Source organism: Calidithermus roseus, from assembly GCF_003574095.1.
Classification (GTDB): domain Bacteria; phylum Deinococcota; class Deinococci; order Deinococcales; family Thermaceae; genus Calidithermus; species Calidithermus roseus.
The window spans coordinates 1-24,060 of record NZ_QWLA01000059.1; the positions used below are offsets into that span (position 1 = coordinate 1).

A 24,060-nucleotide genomic window follows, 5' to 3' on the forward strand; every position below is an offset into this window, starting at 1 on the left:
GAGCCCCACCTCTGGCTACAGCGGCGGCTGGGGCTCCCCACGCCCCCCTCCCCCGCACGGGCCCGGCGGGCCCTGCAGGAGGGGATCGAGGCGCTGGCGGGGGAGCTGGGCCCGCGGGCAGCCCGCCTGGCCGAGGAGTGGCCCCGCCTACAGCGCGAGCACGCGCTCGTCGCCCTGGGCCTCCCCCCCGAGCGCGCCCGCGAGCTCGACCTGGACCCCGAGGCCGTCCGGGCCAACCCCTACCTGGGCCTGCTCGAGGGGCTCTCCCTGGGCGAGGCCCACACCCTCGCCGCACGGCTGGGGCTGCAGGCGCTCTACCCCCAGGGGGCGCTGCTGGCCCACCTGCTGGAGCAGGGCCGGCTGGGCCACACCTTCGTCCCCGCGCCCGGGCCGCTGGGCGCGGTGGAGCAGGGGCTGTGGCGCCCCGAAGGACCCGTCGTTCGCCTGGAGGGCGGCTGGGCGGGGCTGGAGCGCTGGGTGCGCGCCGAGGAGGAGATTCTGCAGGCCTTCCGGCGCCCGGTCCCGGGCACCCTCCGGCTCGCCCCGCCCCCTGGCTACCCCCTCACCGCCGAGCAGCGCCAGGTGCTCGCGCTGCTCGAGCGCGGCAGCGGGCTGCTGACCGGGGGGCCGGGCACCGGCAAGAGCCACACCTGCGCGGCGGTGGTGGCGGCCTGCGAGCAGGCCCGGCTGGAGGTGCTGCTGCTGGCGCCCACCGGCAAGGCGGCGGTGCGCCTGGCCGAGCTGACCGGTCGCCAGGCCCACACCATCCACGCCCGGCTCGGCTGGGACGGGCGCGGCTTCCGCCACGGCCCCCTCGACCCCCTGCCGGCCGACGTAGTGCTCGTCGACGAGGCGGCGATGGCCGACGTGGAGCTGCTGCGGGCCCTGCTGGCGGCGCTGGCCCCGCGCACCCGGGTGCTGCTGGTCGGCGACGCCGACCAGTTGCCGCCGGTGGGGCCCGGGGCGCCGTTCCAGGACCTGCTGCGGCTGGGGCTGCCCCAGGTGCGCCTGACCCGGCTGCAGCGCCGGGCCCAGGACCACCCCGTCACGCTGGCCTCCTACGCGGTCCGCGAGGGCCGGCTGCCGCCGCCGCTCGAGCAGCCGGGGCTGCACTGGCGGCTGGACCTGGGGGAGGAGGCCACCCTGGGGGCGATCGTGGCCGAGGTCGAGCGGGTCTGGCGCCGCACCGGTCGGCGGCCGCAGGTGCTCGTCCCGCTCTACCGCGGCGTGCTGGGGATCGACAACCTCAACCGCGCGCTCAAGGAGCGCCTCAACCCCGCCCCTGACCCCGCCGCCAGGGGCACGCTGCGGTTGCAGGGGCTGTGCGTGAGCCCGGGCGACCCGCTGGTGCAGACCCGCAACGACTACGCGCTGGGCCTGGCCAACGGTCAGCTGATGGAGGTCGAGCACCTCGACGAGCGCGGCCTGCTGGTGCGCCTCGACGACGGCCACCGCCTGCGCGTCCCCCGCCGCGCCGCGCGCTGGCTGCGCCACGCCTACGCCCTCAGCGTCCACCGGGCCCAGGGCAGCCAGTGGCCCTGCGTGATGCTGGCGCTGGCCGCCGGGCACGGGGAGTTCCCCAACCGCGAGCTGCTCTACACCGCGCTCACCCGCGCCCAGGACTCGGCCTGGCTCTTCGGCGACTTTGGGGCCTACCGCGCGGCCCTGGAGCGCCGCGCTGGCCTGCGCCAGACCTGGTTATCCCGGCTTAGGCAGGAAGGCTGAGAGGCCGCATCACCCAGGAGGAGCTGGGGCTCGAGGAGGCCGTCGAGACGGTCGAGGAGGAGAAATAGAATGCACGCCGTGACCACCGATCTGCTGTACACGCTCTCGCAGCAGGGCCTATGGGCGGGCGACTCGCGCGCCCGCCTCGAGGAGGCCATCCTGCTGGCGCTCGCCGCGCGCGACTACGGGAGCGCCCGCACCCTGCTGCTGGCCCTCGAGCACCTCAAGCCCCGCCGCCGCTTCGGGGTGGCGGCCGCGCTGGAGGCCGTGGGGATGGGCCTGCCCTTCCAGGAGGCGCTGGAGGTGGCGCTGCAGGAGGCGCGGCGCTACCTCGGCGGCCGCAGCTACCGCCGCTTCGCCTCCCGCCGCTTCCGCAAACCCCTGGAGGCCTACCTGCAGGGCCTGGAGGGCCGCGTCGCCGCCGAGCAGCTGGCCAAGAGCCGCAAGGCCCTGAGCAAACTCACCACCGCCGAGATCCACATGGCCGAGCGGGTGCTGCTGCGCGCCAAGCGCCGCTGGAAGAGCCCCGAGACCGTCTACCAGGCCTTCGACGCCTTCCTGGTCGCCGTGCAGCTGGCCCACCGCCCCGCCAAGGCCTAGAGCCGTTCCCAGAGCCGTTCGTCCGACGCGGGGTCGGGGTCGGGGCGACCGGGCAGTGTGGCCGCTCTGCCGAGAGTGAGGTACACTATCTCTTGATAGGAGGTGTCGGGATGCCGATCGTCGGACTGTCGGAACGCAACAGGCTGGCCCGCACGGGCCAATTCAAGATCGGGGAGCGCACCGAGCGGGGCCTCCCCCGGGCGCTGGACCACTTCCGCATCGTGGGCGGCGCGGAGGCGGTGGAGGCGGTGTACGGGCCCAAGCCCAAGGCGGTCACGGTGTACCTGCCCCTCGACCTCGGGGCCGAGGTCTGGGACCCCTACTACAAGCGCTACGGCGCTTCGGGCCTGCAGTGCAAGGGCGACGGGATCGTAGGGCAGGAGGTGCAGGCCGACGGCAGCCTCAAGGAGCGCGACTGCGCCCAGCGGGGCTGCCCCTTCTCCCAGGCCACCGTCAAGAACGGCAAGGAGCAGCCCCCGCTGTGCAAGCCGGTGGGGATCCTCGCCTTCCAGGTCGTCGGGGTGCCGGGAGCGGGGGTCTACCAGATCGCGGTCAAGGGCCTTTCGGCCATCGCGCGGGTCGACTCCTACCTGCGGGCGCTGGAGGCGGCGGCTGGCGGCAGCCTGAAGGGGGTGCCCTTCGTGCTCAAGGTCGAGCAGACCAAGGGCAAGGACGGCTTCCCCACCAGCCGCATATTGGTGGCCGACGCCCCCGAGACCGCCGCGGTGCTGCAGGGCGCACCCCGCTACCCCCGCACCGCGCCCATCGAGCGGGTGCGCGGCTACGCGGTGCTCAGCGAGCGGGGGGAGCTCATCGCCACCCCCGAGGTGCGCGTGGGGGAGGACCTGAAGGCGCGCGCGGCGCTGGCCGAGCGGCTGCACGGGGCGCTCGAGGAGGGGCTCATCCCCGCCGAGCACGTCCAGCGCTACCGCGAGATGGTGGCGGCGGTGGGCAACATGAGCGAGGCGGAGGCCGCCGAGAAGCTGGAGCGGCTCGAGGCCTGGCTGCAGAACCAGGGAAAGGCGGCATAGACCGTGCCGCACGGGGGGGCTAAGCCCCCCCTCTTCTTTTGATCCCATATCCCATGCACGAGACCGAAGACCTCTCCCCTTCCGTGGCGGTCGACGCCCCCCTCCCCCTGGTGCAGGGCCGCAGGCCCTCCCGACAGGGGATCGTCCCCGGCCCGCCCGTGCCGGGCCTGTGGCTGCAGTTCCAGCCGGTGGTCTGGCTCGAGAGCCAGGAGCAGGAGCCGTACTTCCTCGAGGCCCTGCTGCGCCTGGGCGCCCACGCCCCCGCCCAGGCGCTGGCGAGGTACCGCGAGCGCGGCGAGCTGCACCGCCCAGCTCAGCCACCCCAGGCTGCGGGCCGACCTGCGGGCGCTGCTGCGGGCAGCCGGGGCCGGCGAGGGGGCGCTGGTGGTCGAGGTCACCGAGGAGGCCCTGGCGCCCGGCGAGCGGCCCCTCGAGAGGACGTTGGCCGGGCTGCGCGAGCTGGGCGTGCGGGTCTACCTCGACGACTTCGGCAGCGGCTACTCCAGCCTCGAGCGCCTGGCCTGGCTGCCCCTCGATGGGGTCAAGCTGCCCCGGGGCTTCCTGAGGCCGCCCGCGGCGGCGCAGCACCGGGTGGCGGCGGTGCTGCGGGGCCTGGTGCGGATGATGGAGGAGCTGGGCCTGCCGCTGGTGGCCGAGGGGATCGAGCGCCCCGAGCAGGCCGCCTTCGTGCGCGAGCTGGGCGTGCGGCTGGGCCAGGGCTTCCTCTTCGGCGCGAGCCCCGAGGCTCCGGGCACGGCGCCATGAGGTCGTCCGACACGGCGGGGGCGGGAATCCTACCCGCCCCCGCGCCACGCCGTGCTGTGCCTCAGGCGGCCGCCCCCGCGCCGCGCGCGGCCAGCCGGCCGGCCAGCAGCGCCACCCCCAGCGCGTCGAGCACGTGGGGGTTGTCCAGCCATCGCCTCGAGCCCCGCACCCACTGTCCGACCTCCCGCCGCACGTCGCGGCGCGTGGCGTAGCACAGCCCGGTGAGCCGGACGGGCCAGGGGCCCTCGCTGAACAGGCGCTCGCGGGCGCAGGTGCGCACCCCGGGGAAGGCGAAGGCCGCCCTGGCGTGCCGCAGGGCCAGCTCCAGCAGGGCCTCACCCTGCGCGCGGGTAGCCCGCAGCCGCCCGCGCTCCGCCGGGGACGCCCGCACCAGCTCCTCGATGACCTCCACCCCGACCACGCCGCCGGCGACGAGGCGGGGCAGCTCCTCGAGGCCGATCTGGTAGGCGTGCTGGCGCGGAGCCCCCGGCGGGCGCACCAGGCCCCACGAGCGCAGGCGGAAGGACTCGCCCTCGGACTCGAGGACCACCAGCGTGGCGCCCAGGGGGTCGGGGTCGAGGCCGACGACGCTCACAGCCACGCCACCCACCCCCCCTCCTTCGTGCACAACGCCGGGACCAGCACCTCGACCCGCCCCGGCCCCTCGAGCGAGAAGCCGCCGGGCCCCTCGTCGCACTCGTAGCGCAGCACCGCGCCGGGCCGGAGGAAGTGGCTGAGGAAGCGGGCGAAGGCCCCGGGGTTAAGGTTGCGCCCCAGGGCGTCCTCGAGGAAGTTCACCCCGGTGTACGGCGGTACGCCGTCCCGAGAGGGGATCGTCCGCGCCCCGTCCTCCCCCACCCCCAGCACCCCCAGCGGCTCGTCTGGCAGGAACGCGGTATCGCCCGCCTCGGGGGCCGCCAGCAGCAGCAGGGCCTCCCCCAGCGTGCCCTTGCGGGCGGCCTCGATCAGCAGGGCGAGCGTGCCGCGGCGCTCGGGGATCGCCCGGGCGTGGATGAGGTGGTACTGGTAGTCCATTCCCATCGGTTACCTCCTATCAATAGAAATCCTACCATTACTGAGCGGGCGGGGAGACAGTCCCCGCCCGCTCCTTTCGGGCTGTGGCTGGCGCGGCGCTAGGTCGCCAGGGCGTCGGCAAGGGCCTGGCCGTAGGCTTCTTCGAAGCTCATCCAGAAATCGTCGGCAAGCATGTCTTGCGTGATGACCCCCTCGCGCCCCGGTCTGGAGGCCGGGGGGTAGTAGCGCAGCCGCCGCTTCGGCGTGGCCAGGCGGCGGGGGCACACGGAGAAGGCCCCGCGCGGGGGCAGTGCCAGCAGGCGCTCGAGCTCCTGCGGCTCCAGCGCCTGGAAGACCAGCCGGTCGACCCACCAGCGACCCAGCGCCATGTACCAGCGGCCGTCCCCGGCCGAGCGGTACCAGCGCCTGAGGCCCGACTGGTCCGCCTCGTCCTCGAGCTCGCACAGCGGGCGGGGGCGGTTGCGCCACAACTCCTCCGTGAAGTCCCCGCGGTGCAGCCAGGTCTCGGCTGGATCGATGAGCGCGTGCTCCACGGAATACGGCCCCCAGTACAGGCTCAAGCGCACCCGCAGGTCCGCTCGGTTTTCGGCCCCCGTCGGCGACCACCGCCACGCGAAGAGGAACGCGGCGTGCTCATCTTCCGCACTCCCCAGGCCCAGCCAGCCCCAGGGGAAGTGCCTCCCCCGGAACTGCTCCACCTGCCAGAAGCCTCTCACGCAGCCATAGAAGCGCATGTGCGCCAGGTCTTCCTCCGACACCGCCAGCGAGAGCCCCCGATGCCGCTGCTGCGCGAGGAAGTCGTTGGCCACCTCCACCACCTGCAGCGGCAAGAGCGCGAGCTTCGGCGAGAAATCGTACTCCTGTACGATCTGCGGCATTTCGTTTAACCTCCCATCAGTCTCCAATATAACGAAGAATGGAGCCCCGGGGGGGCTCCGCCGCGTCTGTGCCTCGACTGCCCGGTCAGTCCTCAGACGGCCTGCCGAGCGGGCGCTTGCGGGCGCACGAACTCGAGCATCTCCCGGGTCATCTTCCCTCCCCCGCCCCCTCCCAGCACCGCGTCTGCAGCGGGCACCAGGCGCAGGCCAGGCTCTGCCTAGCATACTCGCGCTCGGGCAGAGCCTGCGGGGTGGACTGCGCTACCTTGAGGAAGCGCTGGCGCACCTGCTCGACCACTGCCGGGTCGCGGCGCACGGGGAGTTCAAACATCTCGCTGGTGTCCTTGACGTACACCAGCAACGCCCCGCGCTCGAGCCCGCTCGCCTCGAGGTAGGCGTTGAGCTGCGCTCGGTACTCGTAGGGCACCCCCTGCTCGTGCATGCGCTGGGCGCTGCGGGCGGAGGCGGTCTTGATGTCCAACAACAGCGGGCCCTCGCCGGTCTCGAGGATCCCATCGGTGTGGCCCCGCACGCGGAGCCCGGGGGCCACTTCCAGCTCGACCTCCCGCTCGACGGAGTGGAACCGCCCGCCGAAGGCCGCCGCCAGGTAGCCGCGCACCCAGTCGTGCACGGCCTGGCCCAGCTCGAAGATCGCCAGGCCTCGCGGCGTGGGAGGGGGGATGAGCTCGGGGAAGTGGAGCCAGTAAGCGAGGTAGCGGGCGCACTTGCCGCTAGCGGACAGCCGCAAGGGGCTGCCCGGCTCCCGCGCGGCAGCCTTGGCGGCCAGCGCGGTCTCGAGGGCTTGGGTCACGGTCATTACGTACCTCCTATCACTGATAAGTATACTTTATTATTGATAGGAGATACATCATGGAGACGCTTTACGAGGTGGTTCCCCTGCCGAAGAAGCGGGTCTGGCACGGCACGATCCTGGGTGAAAGCCGGGTAGCGCCGTTCGACAGCGGCCTGCCCCACCGCGAGTGGTTCGCCGAGTTCCGCCGGGCGCTGGGGGTGGGGGAGATGCCGGTCTACGACGAGGCCAGGCTGGCGGTGCACCAGCCCAGCGGGGCGCTGCGGGTCACGCTGCAGGGCCACGAGAGGGACGGCCGCTGGTACTGGCTGCCGCGCGCGCGCTGCTGGCTGTTCCTCGACGCCCCGGAGCAGGACCTGCTGCCCCTGCAGTGGGACCTGGCCCTCGAGGGCCTGCAGGAGGGCGGGTTCCGCCTGACCGCCCCGCCGCTGGCGGGTTTGGGTGTGGGCTTCGAGATCCTGGCCGGGGGCGACAGCCGGGCGGTGGTGCTCGGCCGCTGTCCCTGCCCGCCCCACGACGGCCTGCGCGAGCAGCTCCAGGAGTTCTTGCTCGTCGAGCGTCTGCGGACGCTCTGACCAGGCACAGCCGCACGAAGGCAGGGGGGCTCTAGCCCCCCTGCCGCTCCTTTGCGGGGTCAATCCTCCTCGAGGGCCGCCAGGAGCCGCTCGAGCAGCGCATCCACCTCCCGCTGCTTCTGGGGGCTCAGGGTGACCTTCCGCAGGCGGCGGCCGGCCAGCGCCAGCCGCGCCGCCAGGTCGGCCTTGGGCCCGGGGGCGGGCAGCGAGGTGAGCTGGCGGGCGCGTTCCTTGATCTGCGCCAGCGTGAGGCCCTGCTCCAGCGCCTCCCGCAGCAACCGCGCGCGCGCCTCGGGGTCCTTCACCCGGGCGATGGCGGTGGCCTTGGTGTACTCCAGCCTCCCCTGCTCGAGCACCTCCAGAATCTCCGGCGGCAGGGCCAGCAGCGGCAGCCGGTGCGACACGAATGAGGCGAGGGAGATTCGTCCCAGCGAGGAAAAAACCTCAAAAATTATACTCGATTCATTTTCTCCCACAACGTTGTGGGAAACCTTGCCGCGCTCGGCCTCGCGCAGCGTGCCGAGCAACGCCACCACCTCCGACTCCGCCAGCCCCAGCCGCAGGCCGAGCAGCCGCAGCACCCCGCGGGTCTCCTCCACCGGGTTGAGGTCCTCGCGCTGCAGGTTCTCCACCAGGTTGATCTCCGCCGCCTGCTGGTCGCTCAGCTCGCGCACGATCACCGGGACCTCCGCCAGCCCCGCCAGCCGCGCCGCGCGCAGCCGCCGCTCCCCGTGCACGAGCTCGAAGCCCCCCTCCACCGGGCGCACCAGCAGGGGCTGGACCATCCCGTGCAGGCGCAGCGACTGGGCCAGTTCCTCCAGCGCGGTGGGGTCGAAGAAGCGGCGGGCCTGGAAGGGCGACAGGCGGACGGCCTCGAGCGGCAGCGAACGGTCGGCGGGGGCAGCTGGCTCGAGGGCGGCCTTGCGCTGGGCCAGCTTCATGGCCTCCCGCAGGCTGGAGGTGTCGGGGTTGGGCTTGGCGCTCACGCGAGTACCTCGCGGATTTCCTGGGCGAGCGCTTCGACCTCCCGGGCCGCCGCCCGCCAGTTCCAGCCCCGGTAAAACTGCACCGGGACGCCCAGCTCGGCCGCCCCCACGAACGCGGTGGAGCTGGTCCACTCGGTGGCAAAGACCGGGATCTGCTCCTGGGTCATGGCCTCGCGCACCTTCAGCGGCATGGTGGTGCCGGTGACCACCCGGTTGATCAGCACCGCGTAGAGCAGGCTGGGGTTGCGGCGCATGGCCCGGCGCACGCTCACCGCGGTAGCCTCGACCATGCTCATGAGGTCGATAGCCGAGGGGGTCACCGGGATGATGGCCAGGTCGGCGGCTACCAGCGCCGCCTCCATCAGCGGCGAACCCAGCGCGGGCGGCCCGTCGATCACCACCCAGCGGTAGCCGTCGAGCTCCCGCAGGCGCTCGAGTTGCCCCGGGTCGGTGACCGCCCGGAACTCCGCCGGGTAGGGCTTGTTCTCCGGGGCCCGCATGACCCAGCCCACCGCCGAGGCCTGCGGGTCGGCGTCGACCAGCAGCGTGGGACCGTCCTGGGCGAGCTCCGCCGCCAGGTTGACCGCGGCCGTGGTCTTGCCCACCCCGCCCTTTTGGTTGACGATCGAGATGACGCTCAAGCTATACCCCCTATCATCACGCCTATCATAGGGGGCACACCCCGCGGGGGGACAACCCTCCGGCTACGCCGCGCGCCCCGCGACCCCCTCCCAGGCCTGCAGGGCCCGCTCCAGCGCCTCCAGCGCGTCCGGCTCCCCCAGCGCCCAGCGCGCCGCGTGCTGGAGCACGAAGAACTCCAGCACCATCCCCTCCACCAGCACGCCGGGCAGTTCCCCGTCGCGCGCGGCCTGCACCAGGCGGCGGTAGCGCTCGAAGTCCCGGGGTGGGGCCGGGGCCGCCCCAGCCCCCAGCAGCACCGGCTCGGGCTGCTCGCCACGCAGCATCGCGTCCACCGCCGCCGCCAGGTCCGGGTAGACCGCGAAGCGCCCCTTGCCCCGCACTTCCAGGGCCATCCCGAACACCGGCCGCCCCCGCCGGCGGCGGCTGTCGGGGTCCGGGCGGCCGATCAGGGGCCACAGCACCGGGTTCTCCAGCACGTCGCGCAGCACCCGGCCGTGCACCGTGACGATGCCCTTGATCCCCCGCTTGCCGATGGTCTCCACCACCGCCACGTCCTCGGGGAAGCCCACCTCGTCGCCCACGATGACCTGCGGGCCGTGGTTGGCCAGGGCCTCGAGGTAGGTGCGCGCCAGCATGGCCGGGAAGGTCTCCCCCGCCGCGTAGTCGGGCATGGGCACCTGCAGCCGCCGCGCCGAGCCCAGCACCGGGTGGGGTACCAGCCCTTCCCCGCCGATCTCGTTGGAGGTGTCGACCACCACCACCTTGGGGCCGAGGTCCGCGGCCAGCTGGCGCACCACGTCGCGCAGGAAGGTGGTCTTGCCCACCCCCGGCGGGCCGATCACCAGCACCCCGTCGGCCCGGCGCATGAAGGGCATCACCGCGTCGGCTACCCCCTCGACCACCCGCGCCAGGCGGATGGTCAGCCCGGCCAGGGTGCGGTAGCGGTCGCGGATGGCGCTGATGCGGTGCAGAGTGCCGCCGATACCCGCGCGGCCGTCCTCGCGGAACTCCACCCCGTAGCGGCTGGAGAGCTTGGCCTGGATGTTGGCGAGGTCGTCGGGGCCGAAGCGCTGCGAGCCGTAGCGCGGGGGCGGCGCGCCGCACCAGTAGCCGGGGAGCCGTCCCACGTCGAGGGCGATCTCCTCGAGGTCGTCCTTGTAGGCGCGGGCCTCGGCCGCGACCCACTCCGGCAGCACCTCGAGGATGCGCTCGAGCTGGTCGATGGGCACCATCAGGGCCGGGCGTCCTCCGGCACGGTGGCCTTGCGGAGCTTGATCAGCTCGCTGGCGATGATCGCCAGCAGGATGGTCGACAGGCCCTGCACCACCCGGTCGCTCACGATCCAGGCCAGGCCGAAGAACATCGCACTGTAGTAGGTCAGGGCGAACAGCTTGGATTGCACGCGGCGTAGAATCTCCATCTTCCCTCCTATATCCGGCAGCGCAGCACCAGCTCCCCGGCGGCCAGGTAGGCCGTCGGGCGGCAGCGCCCCGCCTTCTCCCAGGTGCGGTTGAAGCGGTCGACCTCCACCGCCAGCCTCACGTAGTCCCGGGTCAGCGCGGTGGGCCGGGTGTCGAAGGCGTCCCCCGCCACCAACGGCCCCTCCACCAGAACCCGCGAGTCCAGCAGCAGTCGGGGCGCGGTGCGCACCGCCTGCACCACCCGCACGAACAGCGGGCGCTCGGGGGCTAAGAAGGCCAACGCCGCCCCGTAGCTGGAGGGCTCGTTGACCTGGGACGCCTCCAGGAGCACCAGCACCTGCACCCCCCGCTGCACCGCGGCGCGGTGCAGGGCCTGGGCGACGGGCGGGCTGTAGAGCCCCGGCGCCACGTACACCACCTGGCGCTGGGCCTGGTCGATGAGCGCGGCCACCTGCTCCACGCTGGCCACCGCCTCCGTGCCCGGCTGCTGGGCCAGCGCCACGCCCAGCAGCAGCGCCAGCAGCGCCTGCGGGCGGCCCCTCACGCGCCTTCCCCCTCCTCCTGGGCCCACCCCCCGGCGGGGGCCTCGGCCGTGGAGCGGTAGCTGACGTATGCCTCCGCCTCCCACAGGGCGAGGTTGTGCCGCCCCCAGGGGCACTTGGCGGGCACCAGGTAGTGCAGGCCGCGGCGGTAGCGCACGAAGCCGTAACGCTGCAGCGCGGCGAGCTGCTCCGCGGGCAGCGGCACCAGGGTCAGCGCCTGGCTGAGGATGAAGCGGTTCACCCGGCCGGGGCGGCCCTCGGCCTGCACCGGGATCTTCTCCTGGGCCACCCGCCGCATCCAGTCCTCGAAGACCTGCTGCGCCTCGGCGGGGGAGAGGTCATGGGGACGATCCCCTTCGGGACGGGCTGACGCCCGTACACCGGGCAAACGATCCCCCTCGGGACCGGCTGACGCCGGTACACCGGGAGGCGGCGGCGAGTCCTCTGTCGGGAGGGCCTGCGGCTGTGCACCAAGGGGACGCTCCTCTCCGGCGGCGGCAGGAGTTTGCGGCAGGGGCTCTGCCGCCGCGCCCTCGAGGAAGCGCCGCGCCTCGCGGATCCAGCGCTCGCCGATGCCCCGCTGCAGGTGGGCGTTCCTCCAGGCCAGCATCGCCCGGTGCACCCAGGCGACGGGGTTACCCTCGGACTCCGGGCGCTCGATGGGGTAGCTGCGCAGCCGGATGGGCGGGAAGCCGCGCACCACGGCGATCAGCTCGCCCAGCTCCATGCGCTGCAGCTCGTCGATGTTGATGAGGGCGGTGGTCTTCTCCTCCGCGCTCACCGAGCGCACGACCTTCTTGCGGAACTCGTCGGGCACCTGGCTCTCGCCCACCCGGTACTGCTCGATGGACACCTCGCCGAGCACCTCCGACCAGTACTTGGCGTCGTTCTGGGTGAAGGAGCCGGGCAGGATGAGGGTGGTGCCGATGTTGTTGTCCACCGTGGCGGCCCAGCCGATCTCGCCGTAGATGTTCATGGCCTGGCTGCGGTTCTGCAGCGCCATGTGCAGGCTGATGTTGCGGCTGCGCAGGGTGGCCAGGTCATCGTTGAGGTTGGGCAGGAAGCCGAAGAGGGCGAACTCGTCGTAGTAGTAGTTGATGTGGATGGGCAGCGGCTTGCCCAGCCGCTCGGCCAGGGAAAGCATGCGGCCGTCGAGGTAGCGCTTGAAGAAGCGCAGGATGGCCCGCCCCGACGACCCCCGGATGTACGACTCCGGCAGCACCAGGTGGATCATGCCTGGGGTGAGGAGCACCTGGTCCAAGTCCACCTCCCGCTCCCCCGGGGAGAAGGTCTCCACGGCCGAGTCCAGGCGGAAGATTGTGAGGTCCTCCACCAGGCGGTTGATCGCCCCGCTGAAGACCTTCTTGTCGGTCTCGAGGGTGGAGCGGATCTCGTCGGCGGCGGCCCGGCGCCCGGCAAACCACTGGCGCAGCGACTCCATCCCCAGGTTGGCCACGTTGTAGACCTCGCGGAAGTTCCGCAGCTCGCGCGGGCCCAGCGCCAGGCCGTGGATGATGCCCGCCAGCAGCAGGCGGGCGTTGGCGGTGTAGACCTTGGCCCCGGGGTCCTCGCCGGCCTCGAGGTCGGGGGGGTAGATCAGCCGGGCGATGTCGAGGGCCTGGTCGTAGCCTTTCACCTCGGCCAGCACCGGGATCTGGATGCCGTCGCCCCGCTCAAAAGGGTTAATGATCACCACCTGGCGGCCGAAGGCCCGGAAGTAGTCGCGCATGTCCAGGTAGGAGTCGTTGGGGTTGGGGTACTTGGTGTCCAGCACCACCGCGATGTTGCCCTCGGCGGCGTCGAGGGCGATGCGCGGGCGGAAGCTGCCCACCGTCTTGCCGCCGCCGGTGCCGGCGTAGGTGATCGAGTGCACGTCGTTGAGGCGCTTGGTGGGGCGCAGGAAGTAGCGCTTCTTGGGGTTGTCGGGGTCGGTCCAGACCCCCAGGTAGCCGGTGAGGGTCGAGGGGGTCATGCCCTTGAGCGCTGCGTCGACGATCTGCTCGGGGCGGCGGCGCTCGACGAGGGGGGCGATGTCATGCTCGTTGGCCCAGCGCTGGGTGAGGGTCTTGCGCGGCTGGAGCTTGCGCCGCTTGAGAATGGGGGAGAGCCCCACCACCAGCGCCATGAAGGTCAGGGTGATCTCGGCGTTGCCCAGCGTGCCGCGCTGTAGTGCCTGAGCGCAGGTGGGCTGGTTGAGGCAGCGCCAGTAGAACGCCCCCGTGCTGTGCGCCTTGAGGTAGGCGCTCCAGCCGGCACGTTCCAGGAGCGCCCGGTTGGCCTCCATCTGCCGGAAGGTGAACCAGCCCAGCGCGCCCAGGCAGGCCAGGGCCCACGCTATCCCCAGCAGCAGCCGCTGGGGGCTCAGCCGCGAGAAGACCACCGCCCCGCTCACGCGCCCCCCCTGCGCTTGAGCCAGCCGTAGACGTAGAGCACGTCCCGCACGTAGCGGCGGGTCTCGGGGAAGGGAGGGATGCCCCCATACCTGCGCACCGCGGTGGGCCCGGCGTTGTAGGCCGCCAGGGCCCGCGGCCAGTCGCCGAAGGCCTCCCACAGCGAGCGCAGGTAGCGGGCCGCGCCCCACAGGTTCCAGTCGGGGTCGTGCAGCCGGTCCGGCGGGATGCCCAGCCCCCGCGCGGTGGCCGGCATCAGCTGCCCCAGCCCCCGCGCGCCCTCGGGCGAGACGGCCTGCACGCAGTAGCGGCTCTCCACCCACACCAGCGCCCCCAGCAGCTCGGGCTCGAGGCCCACCCTCCGGGCGTAGCGCTCGGTCTTGACCCACATCTCCTCCCGGATGGCCCCGCAGGCGGCCACCGGGGCAGACCCCAGTCCCAGGCACAGCAGGCACACCAGCGCGGCGTTCAGCACGAGCGATCGCATCGACGGCAGTCTACGCTATATCAAACCCAGATCGGATTTACTCATGAGAATCCAGGCTTTCGTCCTGCGGTCCAACGTCCTGCCTGACCAAAGTAGGCCGCCGCAAGCCCCTGGCTTTAGCCCTACCCTGTATGGTTCGAGACGATGGAACTGCATCCCGAGGATCCGGTTCAATGGGCCAGCCTGCATTTCGCGGAGGCCGAGCTGGGCGACACACGGCGGGTAAAACGGGCCGAGGGCATGGCCGCGGCCATGCTTCGGGCCCCGGGGGAGAGCCTATCCCAGCTGTTCGTGCACCCCCGTAGGGATGGCTCCTGGGCAAGCGCGGACGGCCCCGGTTCAAGGGGGGCCGCCAGCTGGACAGCCTGGAGGGCAAGTCGAACGAGAGCGGCCTCCGCTGGCGCGGGGTGGTTTACACAGCCGAGCGCTATGGGGTGCGAGCTTTAGACCTCGACCTGGACCGGGCGCGGGCCGGTGCCGGACCCACTTTGCGCAGAGGCAGGGTGAACGGTGGCCAGTCCATACGCGACATCGCGTTGTGTACGAATTCCCGCACGAAGGGCCACATGTTGATGGGCAAATTCACCTCCTTGAACACCTGGAAGTAGCCTTCGAAGCCGCCAGCGGCGGGGTTACGCTCACTTGCATACAGGAAGCCGAAGCTGACTTCCACCACGCCCTGTTCAGCTTGCGTCTCGCGGTTGGCGATTCTCAGGCGAAAGCTGCCCACAGCCTCGAAACCGCCGTCTACGGGATTGAAGGTGTAGCTTTCCTCGAGTTCAACCTCACTGGCTGTGGGATCGGGCATAGGCTCAAGCGCCCGAATGTGCGCCTCTATCAGGCGCACTCGCCGTAGCCCTAGCCCCTCCACGAACCGGTTGTATTCCTCAGGCGTAGGAAGCTGGATGTTGGGTTCAGCCTTGGACGACATAATCATCCACACGGGTGTAGCGGGCAAAAGCTTGCGCGGCCATAAAGCCTTCACCCGACGGTGTAGGTTGACGCGCGGCCATACGACTCAAAGCCTCCACCCAGGTGTTTCCGGCCGGATACTCGTCCATACGTTGACGCAAAGCCTTCACCTCGGCCCGTAGTGTCCCAAGTTCTCGCCGCACCACATTCACGGCGCTGGCTTCCGAGAGAAGCGAGACGATGTGCTGGTTCAGGCTTACCTCTTCGGCCTCGGCCCCCTCGAGCAAACGCCGGTGCAGGCTGGGCGGCATCCGCACCAGCACCTTGCCGCCGTACTCGCGCTCGCTGGAGGGCAGCGGGATGTCATCGCCGTGTTCGTAGGCCACCTCGAGCCACAGGCGGCGGGCGTCCTCGATCATCGCCATGGCCTCTTCCACGGTCTCCCCCACCGAGACGCAGCCCGGAAGGTCGTTGACCATAGCGGTGTAACCCCCTTCGGCCTCGGGAATCAGGGTGACGGGGTAACGCAAGCCTAGATAGTACTCCAGGGGCTTACGCTCAACGCGATTCTTCATGGCATTACTCCCCACTTATCAGCTTGAGCACCTGTTTGAGGTATGTGGTTTTTACGACTTTTCCGCCCACTTTAGGGATCGTGACCATGCGCCCATCGAGATGTCGGAACACGTGGTGGCTGCCTTTAGAGCGGACTTCGCACCAGCCGTGGGCGATGAGCACCTTTGCCACTTCCTCATAGGTCATCTCCGGTGGCAGACGGCGCATTTTTTCGATGAGCTTTTCAAGCTGCCCCATCTGCCACTCCCCGATATGATATTACTAGTGATATCATTCGTCCGTTCACGTGTCACAATTTAGCCTTGGCCCTGGCCGTCGCCCGGGTGAAGGAGCCTGACGCGCGCGCGCAGCTGCTGGAAGCGGCCGTGCGGGGGCTGAGCCTCAGCCAGATCCGCGAGCGGGTCCGCCGCCTGGAGCAGCGCCCCGCGGCCCTCGAGCTGCGCCAGACACTGGCGCGCCTCCAGCAGCGCGTGCGGGACGTGAGGCTGAGCCCCGAGCGCCTGCGGCGCGTCGAGGGGTTGCTGGCCGATGCGCTGCGGGAGCTGGAGGCCGGGGGTGGGGAGGACGCCTGAGCCCCTCCCACAGGCGCGGGGTAAGCCGGCGCAGGAGGGGGCGGGGCTAAAGCCCCGCCCCCTGTCCGTGGCTGTGGCTTTTTAGTTAGGCGCCAGGCGGGATCGTCACCGCCTTGATGAACTCCGGCACCGCGTAGGCCCCCGTGAAGGTTCCGGCATCGCCGAAGATCCCGGCCACGACCGGCACCCGCGGGGGCTCGGCGGGCCAGGGGGTGAAGCCGTCGGTGAGGACGACCACCAGGTCCACCTTCGGGCGCAGCTCGAGGGCCGCCTCGATGCCCACGCGCATGTCGGTGCCCCCGCCGCCCAGCAGCACGACCTCGCGGGCGCGGCGGACCTTCTGGGCCTGGGCCGCGGCGGCGTCCACCGCGATGGCCCACACCTCGGCGCCGACCCGGCTCAACAGCGCGTCTACCTCGGCGAGGGCCTGGGCCAGCATTCGGTCGCTGACCGAGCCCGAGGTGTCGATGACCACCGCCACCCGCGGGCGCACGTCGTAGCTCCCTGGCATCAGCACCCGCCCGAAAGCGGCCTGGCGACGGTGAGGCCGCTCGTAGGTCGCCCGGGTGCGCCCCTGCACCCGCCGCAACCCCTCGCGCACGCGGCTTTGCAGGATCCGCTGCCAGGGGACGACGGGGTTGACGATCCCCTCGGCCCAGCGCACCATCCCCGCGGGCAGAGTGCCGCGCGAGCGGTGGTGCTCGAGGACCCGCCGGGCTACCTCCTCGCGCAGCTGCGCGGCCTGCACCTCGCCCACCGCGGGGTGCTCGGCGTGGTCGCGGGGCAGTTCCCAGGGCCGCTCGAGGCCGTCCGCCCCCGAGCCGTGGTCCCAGGCGGCCGCGGAGGGCCGGCCCGGTTCGGCCGCGTCTGGGGGAGGGGAGGCGCCGTCGCCCTCAGCGCCCACCCCGCCCTCGAGGCCGTCCCCCTCCCCCTGGAAGGGGTCCTCCTCGGCCTGCTCGAGCAGGGCGCGGTAGTACGCCTCCTCCAGCCCGCCGGGCTCCAGGCCCAGGCGCTCGGGGTAGATAACCCCCTCGGGGAGGGTGAAGCCCAGCTCCTGCGCCCCGTCGTTGATGGCGGCGTCGGTGGCCAGGTTCCACAGCCGGTGGGTCCGGCGGTCCACCCCCATCTCCCGCGCGCGGGCGTGGTGGGCCCGCAGCAGGTGCTCGAGTTCGTGCCACAGCACCCCCACGAGCTCGCGCTCGCTGAGCTTGTCCGCGAAGGAGGGGTTGACGTACAAACGCCACCCCTCGTCGACCGCCATGGTGGGCACCGCCTCGGTCGAGACCAGCTTCAGGGCCCACAGCCCCGGCGTGAAGTAGGGGGCCTTGCTGCCCAGGGCTAGCCGCGCAACCTTGATCTTCTCCATACTTACCTCCTATCAGGAGAAATTGTACCACCAAAGCGCCAGGCCTCGAGGCCTGGCGCGCCGGATCGAGGAGCACGCCCCCCTGCAGCAGGGCTGAGCTGCTCGGGGCGCCGGGGTCAGCCCCCCAGTCCCTCCCGCAGCCGCGCTGCCAGCGCAGCTGCTTTGCGCGGCGCCGAGTGAGCCAGCAACTCGCGGTAGAAAGCGTCGGCCTCGAGGCGGCCCTCGTCAAGGGCCTCAAACAGCAGCTCGAAGTCGCGCGGGGCGAAGTGTCTCTTGAAGACCATCCCGCACACCGTCTTGAGGTGGTTCATGCGCTCCTCCGCAGCCATAGCCCTCCACACCGCCAGCGCGTCGGCCTCACCCTCCTCACCCCCACCCTGCGCCGCAGCGGCGGGCCTTGCCCGCCGCGCCGCGAAGTCGGCGGGGTTGGCGTACTTGCCCTGGGCGTCCTTGATCACATCCACCAGGAACCCGGCCCGGTTGCGCGGACGATAGCCCTGCTCGAGGATCGCGCTGTACAGCGCCACCCGCGCGCGCAGGTGCTCGAGGTCGTACTCGCGGGCGTAGCGCTGGGCCACTGGCAGCGACAGACCCTGCGCCAGCAGCAGCTCCACCCCGGCAGGGTCCGGCACCGGCTGCAGCGGGGCGAAGTGGTAGCGGATGCGCTGCTTCTTGCCCCGACCCACGTACTCCACACCCTCGAGGTAACCGCGCTGGATGAGCTCCTCGTGGGCGCCCTGCAGGGTGCGGCGGATCTTCTCGGGCCGCTTGTCGAGGATCTTGCAAGTGTCGGCCCACTCGAGAAGCCCCACCTCGAAGACGCGCACTGCCGCGCCCCCCGCCGCGAAGCGCCGCCCATCGAGCAGGCGGTAGAGGCCGCGGGTGGGCGGCCGCTTGAGGCTGGCCAAGAGTTCGAGGTCCAGCGGCTTGATGTAGCGCGCGCGCACGCTGGCGGCGATCTCCTTGCCCAGCTCGATCTTCAGCACGGTCTTGCCGTCGAGGCCGTCGCCCTCGCCCGTGCCGGTGGCGTGGACCTTCTCGAGATAGCGAAACTGCTTGCTCTCCCAGCGCCCACCCTCCCGCCAGGCCTCGCGGGCGGTGTAGGTGGTGTGGGTCAGCCGCCCCAGGCTGCGCTCGAGAGCCCTGTAGTAGTAGCCGCTGGTGTCGAGGCCGATCAGCTTGAGCAGCTGGTAGGCCGTGGTCACGATCACCCCGTCGGCCGGACAGCCGAAGCGCTGGTACAGCGCCAGCACCGCGAGGCTCACGTCGTTGTCCAGCCCGTGGGGCACCCCGCCGTAGTCGGGGTTGCCGCGGCAGGTGATCGAGGCCCGCCTGCCTTGGAACTCGAACTCGAGATCCCAGCGCGTGAAACCCTCTGGAATGCGCTCCTGCACGCTGATCAGACCGAGAAAGGCAATGTTGCCCTCGTCGATGTGGGAGGTGATCTCGCGCTCACGTCGCCGGGCGGGCCGTGAATCGTTCATCGTCAGTTGAAGTTTACCCCAACACCGACACCCCAACAGCACCGCAGCGCCGGCTCTGGCCCTGTTGTTGTTTTTGGTCTTTAAGGAAATTCAAAATTAATGAATGTCAACAACAGCGCGGGGGGTCACGTGCGTGCTGGAGGGCTGAATTCCAGCTTTTCACCCAAGTCTTCCGATAGTTTCACCCAAGTCTTCCGATACTTCCGCCCCCCCAATCACCCAAGTCTTCCGATAGCCCGAGGGGCAAATCACCCAAGTCTTCCGATAGTTTTCACCCAAGTCTTCCGATACTTCCGCCCCCCCAATCACCCAAGTCTTCCGATAGCCCGAGGGGCAAATCACCCAAGTCTTCCGATAGCCCTTTGCTGCCCACCCCGCCGCGCCGGAAAATTTGGGTTTATTCCCTTCAGAACGCCCTCGATGCCCTCCGCCCTATCGTGAATCACCCAACTCTTCCGATACTCCAGCCCCCCCAATCACCCAAGTCTTCCGATAGCCGCATAGCCCACTGCGAAGGGATGGCGTCCTGATCAGAGGGCACTGAGCCGCTCGAGCACCAGCGGGTCGTGGTAGCGCTCCAGCCCCAGCTCCGCTCGCACCTCCGCCAGCGTGGGCTGGCCCCGGATGGGACCGGGGTGCAGCCAGCCGTAGGGGGTGGCCACGAGGTAGTCCGCCCCACAGCGCAGCAGCGCGGCTCCTCCGTGGCCGTGGTCGACCTCCAGCACCTCCCAGTCGCCCCCGACGATCTCCTCCAGCGCGTGGGGCGGAGGGGGAAACTCGCCGACGTACTCCATCAGACTGCGCCCGGCGAAGGCCCGCCAGCGGCGCAGCGACAGGTGCCGCTGGGCGCGCAGGTCCTGGTTCCTTTCGCTCATCACCTGAGCCCCAGCCGCTCCTTAACCAGCCGCATCGGCAAAAAGTCGGCGTAACCGCCGCCCTGAGCCTCAACCTCAGCCCGCAGCAGGCGGGGGTCGGCGGCCAGGCCGCGCAAAAACAATGCCCGGCGGATAGCCTCGGGCGTCCAGTCGGGGTGCCGCTCGAGCAACTCTTCCACCAGCTGGCTCAGCTGGCGCTGGCTGGGGGCCAGGGCGGGGCTTCTTTCGGGGAGCGGCTGCAGGGGAATCGCACTGTGCCTCATGTCAGCTCCTTGGGGTTATACTCCTATAGTATTTATATATATCACAGAACTCCTTTCGTGGATGCCCCGGCTTGGCCACCGTTCTGAAGAACGGGGAGGATGTCAGTTAAATGAAACAAGCGACAGGCCGGGCTCTAGCCCGGCCTGTCAATCCCATGCGCCTGTCAATCCTCTGTCAATCCTCGCGCCGGGATAAAACCCCAGCAAAGCCCTGGTGCCCGGGCACCTTGACCCCACCACGTACCTCCTCTTTGACGGGCCGGGCCAGCCCTGGGAGGCTTGCGACGCGCCTCGGGACGGCAAGGCTCGAATGCGTGGGGGCGGGGCCTACCCGAGGAGTCGCCGCCGCCGCCTGTCGGGCAGTCGCCCCCGCACGCCCTGTACCGCTGGCCGCCGGCCGCCCAGGAAGGGGCGCGGTGCGGCTGGCCCTGGAGCGCGGGGTTAGCCGGGGAGCATGGGTTCCCCCGGCGGGCTGTGTGACCTCCGTTGCCCCCCTGGCTCCCGACAGCAAGCAGGGGACCTGGACACGGGGTTCCGTTGGCACATCCAGGCGGACCACAGCCCCATGCTAGCCCGAGCCGCCCGAGAGGTCAATATTTAATTCTCTGATAGGAGAATGCCAGGGGGCGGCGGGCCCCGATGTAGCGGCTCGCGTAGCGGCTCAGGGGCTCGACCACCACGCCCCCGCGGGCCTGGCTGGCGTGGGCCATCAGGCCGTCCCACAGGACCAGGCCCACGTGGTCCACCGGCCGACCCGACGCGCGGAAGAACACCAGATCCCCCGGCAGCAGGTAGGCGGTGGTGACGGGCGGGAGGCGGGAGTACTGCTCGAGGGCGGTGCGCGGCAGCCGCCAGCCCAGGTGGGCGTAGATGCGCTGGACGAAGGCCGAGCAGTCGAGCCCCACGCGCGGGTCGGTGCCGCCCCAGAGGTAGGGCGTGCCGTAGTAGGCCTGCACCAGGCGGTAGAGCTGCCGGGGGTCCACCGGTGGACGATCCCCTATCGGGAGGGCCTGCGGCCCTACACCTTCGTGGCCGGCTGACACGGGCGCGGTCCCTCCCGGCTGGGCGGCCGCGAACGCGACGGTCGCCAGCAGCAGCACAGCGGCGGCCCGGCCGTAGCCCGGGCTCACCGGCGCACCTCCCAGCCGAGGCCGTTGGCCCGCACCAGCCCGCGGGCCTCGAGCGCGCCCACGATGCCGCTGAGCTCGACGAGGCCGACCCCCAGCGCGCGCATGAGCTCGCCGCGGCTGCTCTGGCCCTCTTCGATGAGCTGGAGCGCCCGCCGGGCCTGGGGGGGCAGGCCCTCCAGCAGCGCCACGCCGTGCTCGATGGACTCGGCCACCTCGATGCGGGTGCGGGTGATCCGGCTGGCCTGCTGGAGGAAGGCCAGGTCCCCCTCCCTCGCGGGCTCGCCCCGGCGCTCGGGGCCGTCGTGGGCCGGCACGGCGTGCCGCACGGGCTCGCCCCCGTCTCCGACAGGAGTGGCCCTGAGCGCCGACGGGGCCGCCTCGCGGGGGGGTTCTGCGGCGGGGCGGCCGGGGGCCGTCCCCTGCAGCCGCAGCAGCTCGCCGATGACCTTGCCCACCACCAGCGTCGAGACGGGCACGAACAGGCTTTGCAGGAAGACCTCCCAGCCGGCCATGCCGGGCACCCGGGCCATCGCCAGCAGGTTCCCCCCCCACACCAGCCCCAGCGCGGCCAACGCCCCGCCCACCGCCCAGCGTGCGCGCGGCACCAGGTTGGAGATCAGCGACAACAGAAACGCGGTCAGCTCGAGGCTCACCGCCAGCCCCAGCGCGAACCACCCGGGCAAGCCCCCCGAGGTCAGGGCGTACCACTGCGCCAGGTGGCCCGCGCTCACCACCAGCGCGGCCACGTAGGCCAGGAGCAAGGGGTAGACCATCCGTCCGGCGTAGCGCTCCATAGGAATCTCCTATTGACATTTTAGATATCACCAAATCACTAAAATGAGCGTTTTATGAAAGGGGTAAGAAAGAGGGTTTTTGCTGTTCAGCACAGCAAAAACCCTCTATGGGCGACGTCGCCAGCAGGGGTGCTCAGGGCTGCTCGAGGAGGGCCTCGATGTCCTTGAGCTCCTGCTCGAGCAGCCGCAGACGCTCCCGCACCTCCTGGCGGCGGTCCTGCTCGAGGCGCGCCGTGCGGCGGTAGAGCCGCCGGATGGTGCGCTCGGCCTCCGACGCCTCGCGCCGCGGCGCCCCCAGCCGCGCCAGCTCCCGCTGCAGCGCCTCGCGCAGCTCCCGCAGGCTGAGCGCCTGCAGGCTCTGCGCCAGCGCCCACAGCGCCTCCTCGCCCAGGGCCGGGTGCTCGGGGAACAGCCGCCGGGCGCGCTTGACCCAGCCGTTGAAGCTGCGGGCGCCCTCCCAGCTCAGCCGCCCCTCGCGCAGCGCGCGCTGCACCACCGGCAGCATCGCCCGGTAGCGGATGAGCCGGTCGCGCAGCTGCGCGGCGGGCAGGCCGAAGGCCTTGAGGTCGGCGTCGAGGGACTCCATCACCTCACGGTAGCGCAGGCGCAGCCACTCCGGCTGCCCCTCCAGCGGCGCGGCGCCGGGGTCGAGCACGTAGCGCAGCAGGTCCATCCACTGCTCGAGGGAGAGCGCGGGGTCGTAGAGCTCGCGGTGGTACTCCCAGGTGACCCGCAGCACCGTCCAGAACAGCTCGAAGGGGTCGAGGGGCTGCTGCTGGTTGGCCGCCATCACCAGCTCGGCCTCGGCCGCCCCCCGGAAGGGCGTGCGGCTGAGCAGGCAGGGCACCTGCAGGCCCAGCTCGCGGGCCACCCGCAGGCGGCGGTGGCCCGAGATCACCCGCAGCCGCTGGCCCCCCTGGTCCTGCACCAGCAGCGGCACGATGACCCCGTAGCGGCGGACGCTGGCCTTGAGCGCCTCCAACTCCTGGGGGTCGTAGCGGCGGCGGGCCTGCTCGGGGCTCTCCTCGAGGTCGTCCGGCGCCATCATCAGCACCGGGTCGGAGTTCCTCAGCAGCAGGGGCGCCGCGGTCTCGGGTAAGGGGTGGGTTTCACTCTGCATCTCGCCTCCGAGCCCCCCGGCGCGGGCCGTGCCCGGGCGCCGGGGGGGACGCCCCCAGCCTAGCCTCCGCGTCCCCCGCTGCGCCGCGCCAAGATGAGAACCGGCGGGGGCGGCGCGCCGGCCTTCGCGGCAGAATGGTCCCATGAAACCCTCGCTACCGCACACGACCGCAGCCCCCACCGTCCCCCTCGGCGAGCTCTCCCGCCTCAGCGGCTACAGCGAGCGCAGCTTGCGCCGGGCCGTCGAGCGCATCCGGGCCGAGGGGGGTGACCTCGAGGCAAAAGACGGGCGGGTCGGCGGCGCGGACCTGCCGCTGCTGCTGGCCGCGCTGCACGAGCTGGCCACCGAGTACCGGTCGGGGCAGGGGGGTCAGGCCACCCCGCCCATCCACGAGCACTTCGACGCGCTGCGCCAGCGCCGCGAGCGGGGCGAGGCGCCGGTCTTGCCGGAGCCCTACGCCGCGCTGCTGCAGGCTCCGGCAAAGCGTGGGCCCGCCAGGGAGGAACCGCCCGCGCCCCGCCAGGCGGAGGGGCCGGATGCCGGGGCCCCCCGGGACCCCCAGGACGACGCCCTGGCGCGGGAGCTGGCCCGCCTGAACGAGCGGCTGGGCGAGTTCGGGGATCGGCTGGGGCGCCTCGAGCTGCGCCTGAGTCACCTGGAGGGGCGCTTCGCGGCGGCCGAGCGGGGGTTGCGCAGTGTGGAGCTGTTGCCGGACGACGAGGAGGCCGAGGGCAGCCTCTACGCCCTGGTCACCGGCCTGCTCGGGGCCTTCAACGACCGGCTGGGCGCGGTGGAGCGCCAGGTGGCCCAGGCGACCGGCGACATGGCCTCGATCGCCCTCAAGCTGGCCGACAACGACAAGGAGCTGCGCGACCTGCTGCGGGACCTGCTCGCCCAGCTCAGCCCCCGCTAGGCTCACAAAACCAACCCCGGCCGCAGGGCACCCATGGGACTCGTTGGCTGCGGCCGGGGGTTCCTCTCTGGAACCCGGCCAGTATAAGGAGGGCTTCCCGCTGTGCCAACCCCCAGTGGATGCCCGATATCCCCCGCCTCCCCCTCGCCCGCTCGAGGTGTCCGGCG

The 24,060-nt window shown here is 71.4% G+C and carries 30 protein-coding genes; 8 read left to right on the forward strand and 22 right to left on the reverse strand.

All coding sequences use genetic code 11. The features are described from left to right. The 3 genes from Mrose_RS13480 to Mrose_RS13490 all read left to right on the forward strand — a co-directional run. A partial coding sequence (locus tag Mrose_RS13480) for an ATP-dependent DNA helicase (RefSeq protein WP_119279077.1) occupies positions 1-1,725 on the forward strand: 1,725 nt, incomplete at its 5' end. Between the two features lie 78 nt (positions 1,726-1,803). Further along, positions 1,804-2,325 carry a hypothetical protein gene (locus Mrose_RS13485; protein ID WP_119279080.1) on the forward strand — a complete coding sequence of 174 codons (522 nt, stop codon included), beginning with the start codon at positions 1,804-1,806 and terminating at the stop codon, positions 2,323-2,325. Between the two features lie 110 nt (positions 2,326-2,435). Further along, entirely contained in the window at positions 2,436-3,356 is a 921-nt protein-coding gene (locus Mrose_RS13490; protein WP_119279082.1) for a recombination directionality factor, read from the forward strand. Here Mrose_RS13490 and Mrose_RS19455 read toward each other — a convergent pair. Continuing rightward, positions 3,251-3,754: a hypothetical protein gene (locus Mrose_RS19455; RefSeq protein ID WP_245969918.1), complete on the reverse strand. Its 504-nt coding sequence runs from the start codon at positions 3,752-3,754 to the stop codon at positions 3,251-3,253. The two genes, Mrose_RS13490 and Mrose_RS19455, sit on opposite strands and share 106 nt — an antisense overlap. On the opposite strand from Mrose_RS19455, the gene Mrose_RS19460 reads away from it, so the two are divergent. Continuing rightward, on the forward strand, positions 3,708-4,121 hold the full coding sequence (locus Mrose_RS19460) for an EAL domain-containing protein (RefSeq protein WP_245969925.1): 414 nt from the start codon (positions 3,708-3,710) through the stop codon (positions 4,119-4,121). The two genes, Mrose_RS19455 and Mrose_RS19460, sit on opposite strands and share 47 nt — an antisense overlap. A gap of 61 nt (positions 4,122-4,182) precedes the next feature. Here Mrose_RS19460 and Mrose_RS13500 read toward each other — a convergent pair whose 3' ends face one another. From Mrose_RS13500 to Mrose_RS13515, 4 genes are all read right to left on the reverse strand, one after another. Then, complete coding sequence (locus Mrose_RS13500; protein WP_147371659.1) at positions 4,183-4,722, reverse strand: hypothetical protein; 540 nt, start codon at positions 4,720-4,722, stop codon at positions 4,183-4,185. Next, positions 4,713-5,162 carry a CCP domain-containing protein gene (locus tag Mrose_RS13505; protein WP_147371660.1) on the reverse strand — a complete coding sequence of 150 codons (450 nt, stop codon included), beginning with the start codon at positions 5,160-5,162 and terminating at the stop codon, positions 4,713-4,715. Before Mrose_RS13505 ends, Mrose_RS13500 begins: the two co-directional genes overlap by 10 nt. A gap of 92 nt (positions 5,163-5,254) precedes the next feature. Further along, positions 5,255-6,034 (reverse strand): hypothetical protein, encoded by a 780-nt coding sequence (locus Mrose_RS13510; protein ID WP_119279090.1) that lies wholly within the window; start codon positions 6,032-6,034, stop codon positions 5,255-5,257. Positions 6,035-6,182: 148 nt separating this feature from the next. Beyond that, complete coding sequence (locus Mrose_RS13515; protein ID WP_119279091.1) at positions 6,183-6,851, reverse strand: PD-(D/E)XK nuclease family protein; 669 nt, start codon at positions 6,849-6,851, stop codon at positions 6,183-6,185. 53 nt (positions 6,852-6,904) lie between these two features. Here Mrose_RS13515 and Mrose_RS13520 point away from each other — a divergent pair, with 53 nt between their 5' ends. Further along, positions 6,905-7,420: a hypothetical protein gene (locus Mrose_RS13520; protein WP_119279093.1), complete on the forward strand. Its 516-nt coding sequence runs from the start codon at positions 6,905-6,907 to the stop codon at positions 7,418-7,420. A 59-nt stretch (positions 7,421-7,479) separates the two neighbouring features. Here Mrose_RS13520 and Mrose_RS13525 read toward each other — a convergent pair whose 3' ends face one another. The 7 genes from Mrose_RS13525 to Mrose_RS13555 form a co-directional block, all read right to left on the reverse strand. Further along, on the reverse strand, positions 7,480-8,406 hold the full coding sequence (locus Mrose_RS13525) for a ParB/RepB/Spo0J family partition protein (RefSeq protein WP_119279095.1): 927 nt from the start codon (positions 8,404-8,406) through the stop codon (positions 7,480-7,482). Then, positions 8,403-9,047 (reverse strand): ParA family protein, encoded by a 645-nt coding sequence (locus Mrose_RS13530; RefSeq protein ID WP_119279097.1) that lies wholly within the window; start codon positions 9,045-9,047, stop codon positions 8,403-8,405. The genes Mrose_RS13525 and Mrose_RS13530 overlap by 4 nt, the downstream gene beginning before the upstream one ends. Positions 9,048-9,110: 63 nt before the next feature. Next, positions 9,111-10,280, reverse strand: a complete 1,170-nt coding sequence (locus tag Mrose_RS13535) for an AAA family ATPase (RefSeq protein WP_119279099.1) — start codon at positions 10,278-10,280, stop codon at positions 9,111-9,113. Continuing rightward, positions 10,280-10,468: a hypothetical protein gene (locus Mrose_RS13540; protein ID WP_119279101.1), complete on the reverse strand. Its 189-nt coding sequence runs from the start codon at positions 10,466-10,468 to the stop codon at positions 10,280-10,282. The genes Mrose_RS13535 and Mrose_RS13540 overlap by 1 nt, the downstream gene beginning before the upstream one ends. An 8-nt stretch (positions 10,469-10,476) precedes the next feature. Further along, positions 10,477-11,013, reverse strand: a complete 537-nt coding sequence (locus tag Mrose_RS18905; protein WP_245969920.1) for a phospholipase D-like domain-containing protein — start codon at positions 11,011-11,013, stop codon at positions 10,477-10,479. After that, complete coding sequence (locus Mrose_RS13550; RefSeq protein ID WP_119279103.1) at positions 11,010-13,403, reverse strand: type IV secretory system conjugative DNA transfer family protein; 2,394 nt, start codon at positions 13,401-13,403, stop codon at positions 11,010-11,012. Before Mrose_RS13550 ends, Mrose_RS18905 begins: the two co-directional genes overlap by 4 nt. Next, positions 13,400-13,888: a lytic transglycosylase domain-containing protein gene (locus Mrose_RS13555; protein ID WP_119279105.1), complete on the reverse strand. Its 489-nt coding sequence runs from the start codon at positions 13,886-13,888 to the stop codon at positions 13,400-13,402. Before Mrose_RS13555 ends, Mrose_RS13550 begins: the two co-directional genes overlap by 4 nt. Positions 13,889-14,032: 144 nt before the next feature. Here Mrose_RS13555 and Mrose_RS19840 point away from each other — a divergent pair, with 144 nt between their 5' ends. Then, entirely contained in the window at positions 14,033-14,335 is a 303-nt protein-coding gene (locus tag Mrose_RS19840) for an IS4/Tn5 family transposase DNA-binding protein (RefSeq protein WP_119279107.1), read from the forward strand. On the opposite strand, the gene Mrose_RS13565 is transcribed toward Mrose_RS19840, so the two are convergent. The 3 genes from Mrose_RS13565 to Mrose_RS13575 all read right to left on the reverse strand — a co-directional run bounded on the left by Mrose_RS13565 (position 14,316) and on the right by Mrose_RS13575 (position 15,613). Next, entirely contained in the window at positions 14,316-14,696 is a 381-nt protein-coding gene (locus Mrose_RS13565; RefSeq protein ID WP_182482816.1) for a hypothetical protein, read from the reverse strand. The two genes, Mrose_RS19840 and Mrose_RS13565, sit on opposite strands and share 20 nt — an antisense overlap. A 106-nt stretch (positions 14,697-14,802) precedes the next feature. Next, positions 14,803-15,375 carry a type II toxin-antitoxin system HicB family antitoxin gene (locus tag Mrose_RS13570; protein ID WP_119279111.1) on the reverse strand — a complete coding sequence of 191 codons (573 nt, stop codon included), beginning with the start codon at positions 15,373-15,375 and terminating at the stop codon, positions 14,803-14,805. A 4-nt stretch (positions 15,376-15,379) separates the two neighbouring features. Beyond that, the gene (locus Mrose_RS13575; RefSeq protein ID WP_182482817.1) at positions 15,380-15,613 is read right to left on the reverse strand and encodes a type II toxin-antitoxin system HicA family toxin; all 234 of its coding nucleotides are present in this window, start codon (positions 15,611-15,613) and stop codon (positions 15,380-15,382) included. A 128-nt stretch (positions 15,614-15,741) separates the two neighbouring features. Here Mrose_RS13575 and Mrose_RS13580 point away from each other — a divergent pair, with 128 nt between their 5' ends. Continuing rightward, positions 15,742-15,948 carry a hypothetical protein gene (locus Mrose_RS13580; RefSeq protein WP_147371662.1) on the forward strand — a complete coding sequence of 69 codons (207 nt, stop codon included), beginning with the start codon at positions 15,742-15,744 and terminating at the stop codon, positions 15,946-15,948. A gap of 85 nt (positions 15,949-16,033) precedes the next feature. Here the strand turns inward: Mrose_RS13580 and Mrose_RS13585 are convergent, their stop codons facing one another. The 7 genes from Mrose_RS13585 to Mrose_RS13620 form a co-directional block, all read right to left on the reverse strand. After that, on the reverse strand, positions 16,034-17,314 hold the full coding sequence (locus Mrose_RS13585; RefSeq protein ID WP_119279117.1) for a vWA domain-containing protein: 1,281 nt from the start codon (positions 17,312-17,314) through the stop codon (positions 16,034-16,036). A gap of 116 nt (positions 17,315-17,430) precedes the next feature. Next, complete coding sequence (locus Mrose_RS13590) at positions 17,431-18,798, reverse strand: replication initiator protein A (protein WP_119279119.1); 1,368 nt, start codon at positions 18,796-18,798, stop codon at positions 17,431-17,433. Positions 18,799-19,328: 530 nt separating this feature from the next. Further along, positions 19,329-19,673: a hypothetical protein gene (locus tag Mrose_RS13595; protein WP_119279121.1), complete on the reverse strand. Its 345-nt coding sequence runs from the start codon at positions 19,671-19,673 to the stop codon at positions 19,329-19,331. Then, complete coding sequence (locus Mrose_RS13600; RefSeq protein ID WP_119279123.1) at positions 19,673-19,936, reverse strand: hypothetical protein; 264 nt, start codon at positions 19,934-19,936, stop codon at positions 19,673-19,675. Before Mrose_RS13600 ends, Mrose_RS13595 begins: the two co-directional genes overlap by 1 nt. A gap of 590 nt (positions 19,937-20,526) precedes the next feature. Next, entirely contained in the window at positions 20,527-21,066 is a 540-nt protein-coding gene (locus Mrose_RS13605) for a C40 family peptidase (protein WP_245969923.1), read from the reverse strand. After that, positions 21,063-21,860, reverse strand: a complete 798-nt coding sequence (locus Mrose_RS18910) for an ArsR family transcriptional regulator (RefSeq protein WP_182482818.1) — start codon at positions 21,858-21,860, stop codon at positions 21,063-21,065. The genes Mrose_RS13605 and Mrose_RS18910 overlap by 4 nt, the downstream gene beginning before the upstream one ends. Before the next feature lie 133 nt (positions 21,861-21,993). After that, positions 21,994-22,980, reverse strand: a complete 987-nt coding sequence (locus Mrose_RS13620; protein ID WP_182482819.1) for a ParB/RepB/Spo0J family partition protein — start codon at positions 22,978-22,980, stop codon at positions 21,994-21,996. Positions 22,981-23,122: 142 nt separating this feature from the next. Between Mrose_RS13620 and Mrose_RS13625 the strand changes: the two genes are divergently transcribed. Beyond that, positions 23,123-23,893 (forward strand): hypothetical protein, encoded by a 771-nt coding sequence (locus Mrose_RS13625; RefSeq protein WP_119279129.1) that lies wholly within the window; start codon positions 23,123-23,125, stop codon positions 23,891-23,893. Positions 23,894-24,060: the final 167 nt, after the last annotated feature.

Excerpts from the sequence above, each read along its gene's own strand:
- Mrose_RS13625 (WP_119279129.1), top strand. The coding sequence starts at position 23,123 with ATGAAACCCTCGCTACCGCACACGACCGCAGCCCCCACCGTCCCCCTC.
- Mrose_RS13555 (WP_119279105.1), bottom strand. The coding sequence starts at position 13,888 with ATGCGATCGCTCGTGCTGAACGCCGCGCTGGTGTGCCTGCTGTGCCTG.
- Mrose_RS19840 (WP_119279107.1), top strand. The coding sequence starts at position 14,033 with ATGGAACTGCATCCCGAGGATCCGGTTCAATGGGCCAGCCTGCATTTC.
- Mrose_RS13585 (WP_119279117.1), bottom strand. The coding sequence starts at position 17,314 with ATGGAGAAGATCAAGGTTGCGCGGCTAGCCCTGGGCAGCAAGGCCCCC.
- Mrose_RS13535 (WP_119279099.1), bottom strand. The coding sequence starts at position 10,280 with ATGGTGCCCATCGACCAGCTCGAGCGCATCCTCGAGGTGCTGCCGGAG.
- Mrose_RS13515 (WP_119279091.1), bottom strand. The coding sequence starts at position 6,851 with ATGACCGTGACCCAAGCCCTCGAGACCGCGCTGGCCGCCAAGGCTGCC.
- Mrose_RS13565 (WP_182482816.1), bottom strand. The coding sequence starts at position 14,696 with ATGCCCGATCCCACAGCCAGTGAGGTTGAACTCGAGGAAAGCTACACC.
- Mrose_RS13520 (WP_119279093.1), top strand. The coding sequence starts at position 6,905 with ATGGAGACGCTTTACGAGGTGGTTCCCCTGCCGAAGAAGCGGGTCTGG.
- Mrose_RS13505 (WP_147371660.1), bottom strand. The coding sequence starts at position 5,162 with ATGGGAATGGACTACCAGTACCACCTCATCCACGCCCGGGCGATCCCC.
- Mrose_RS13600 (WP_119279123.1), bottom strand. The coding sequence starts at position 19,936 with ATGAGGCACAGTGCGATTCCCCTGCAGCCGCTCCCCGAAAGAAGCCCC.
- Mrose_RS13510 (WP_119279090.1), bottom strand. The coding sequence starts at position 6,034 with ATGCCGCAGATCGTACAGGAGTACGATTTCTCGCCGAAGCTCGCGCTC.
- Mrose_RS13620 (WP_182482819.1), bottom strand. The coding sequence starts at position 22,980 with ATGCAGAGTGAAACCCACCCCTTACCCGAGACCGCGGCGCCCCTGCTG.
- Mrose_RS13575 (WP_182482817.1), bottom strand. The coding sequence starts at position 15,613 with ATGGGGCAGCTTGAAAAGCTCATCGAAAAAATGCGCCGTCTGCCACCG.
- Mrose_RS13540 (WP_119279101.1), bottom strand. The coding sequence starts at position 10,468 with ATGGAGATTCTACGCCGCGTGCAATCCAAGCTGTTCGCCCTGACCTAC.
- Mrose_RS13590 (WP_119279119.1), bottom strand. The coding sequence starts at position 18,798 with ATGAACGATTCACGGCCCGCCCGGCGACGTGAGCGCGAGATCACCTCC.
- Mrose_RS13490 (WP_119279082.1), top strand. The coding sequence starts at position 2,436 with ATGCCGATCGTCGGACTGTCGGAACGCAACAGGCTGGCCCGCACGGGC.
- Mrose_RS13595 (WP_119279121.1), bottom strand. The coding sequence starts at position 19,673 with ATGAGCGAAAGGAACCAGGACCTGCGCGCCCAGCGGCACCTGTCGCTG.
- Mrose_RS13570 (WP_119279111.1), bottom strand. The coding sequence starts at position 15,375 with ATGAAGAATCGCGTTGAGCGTAAGCCCCTGGAGTACTATCTAGGCTTG.
- Mrose_RS18910 (WP_182482818.1), bottom strand. The coding sequence starts at position 21,860 with ATGGAGCGCTACGCCGGACGGATGGTCTACCCCTTGCTCCTGGCCTAC.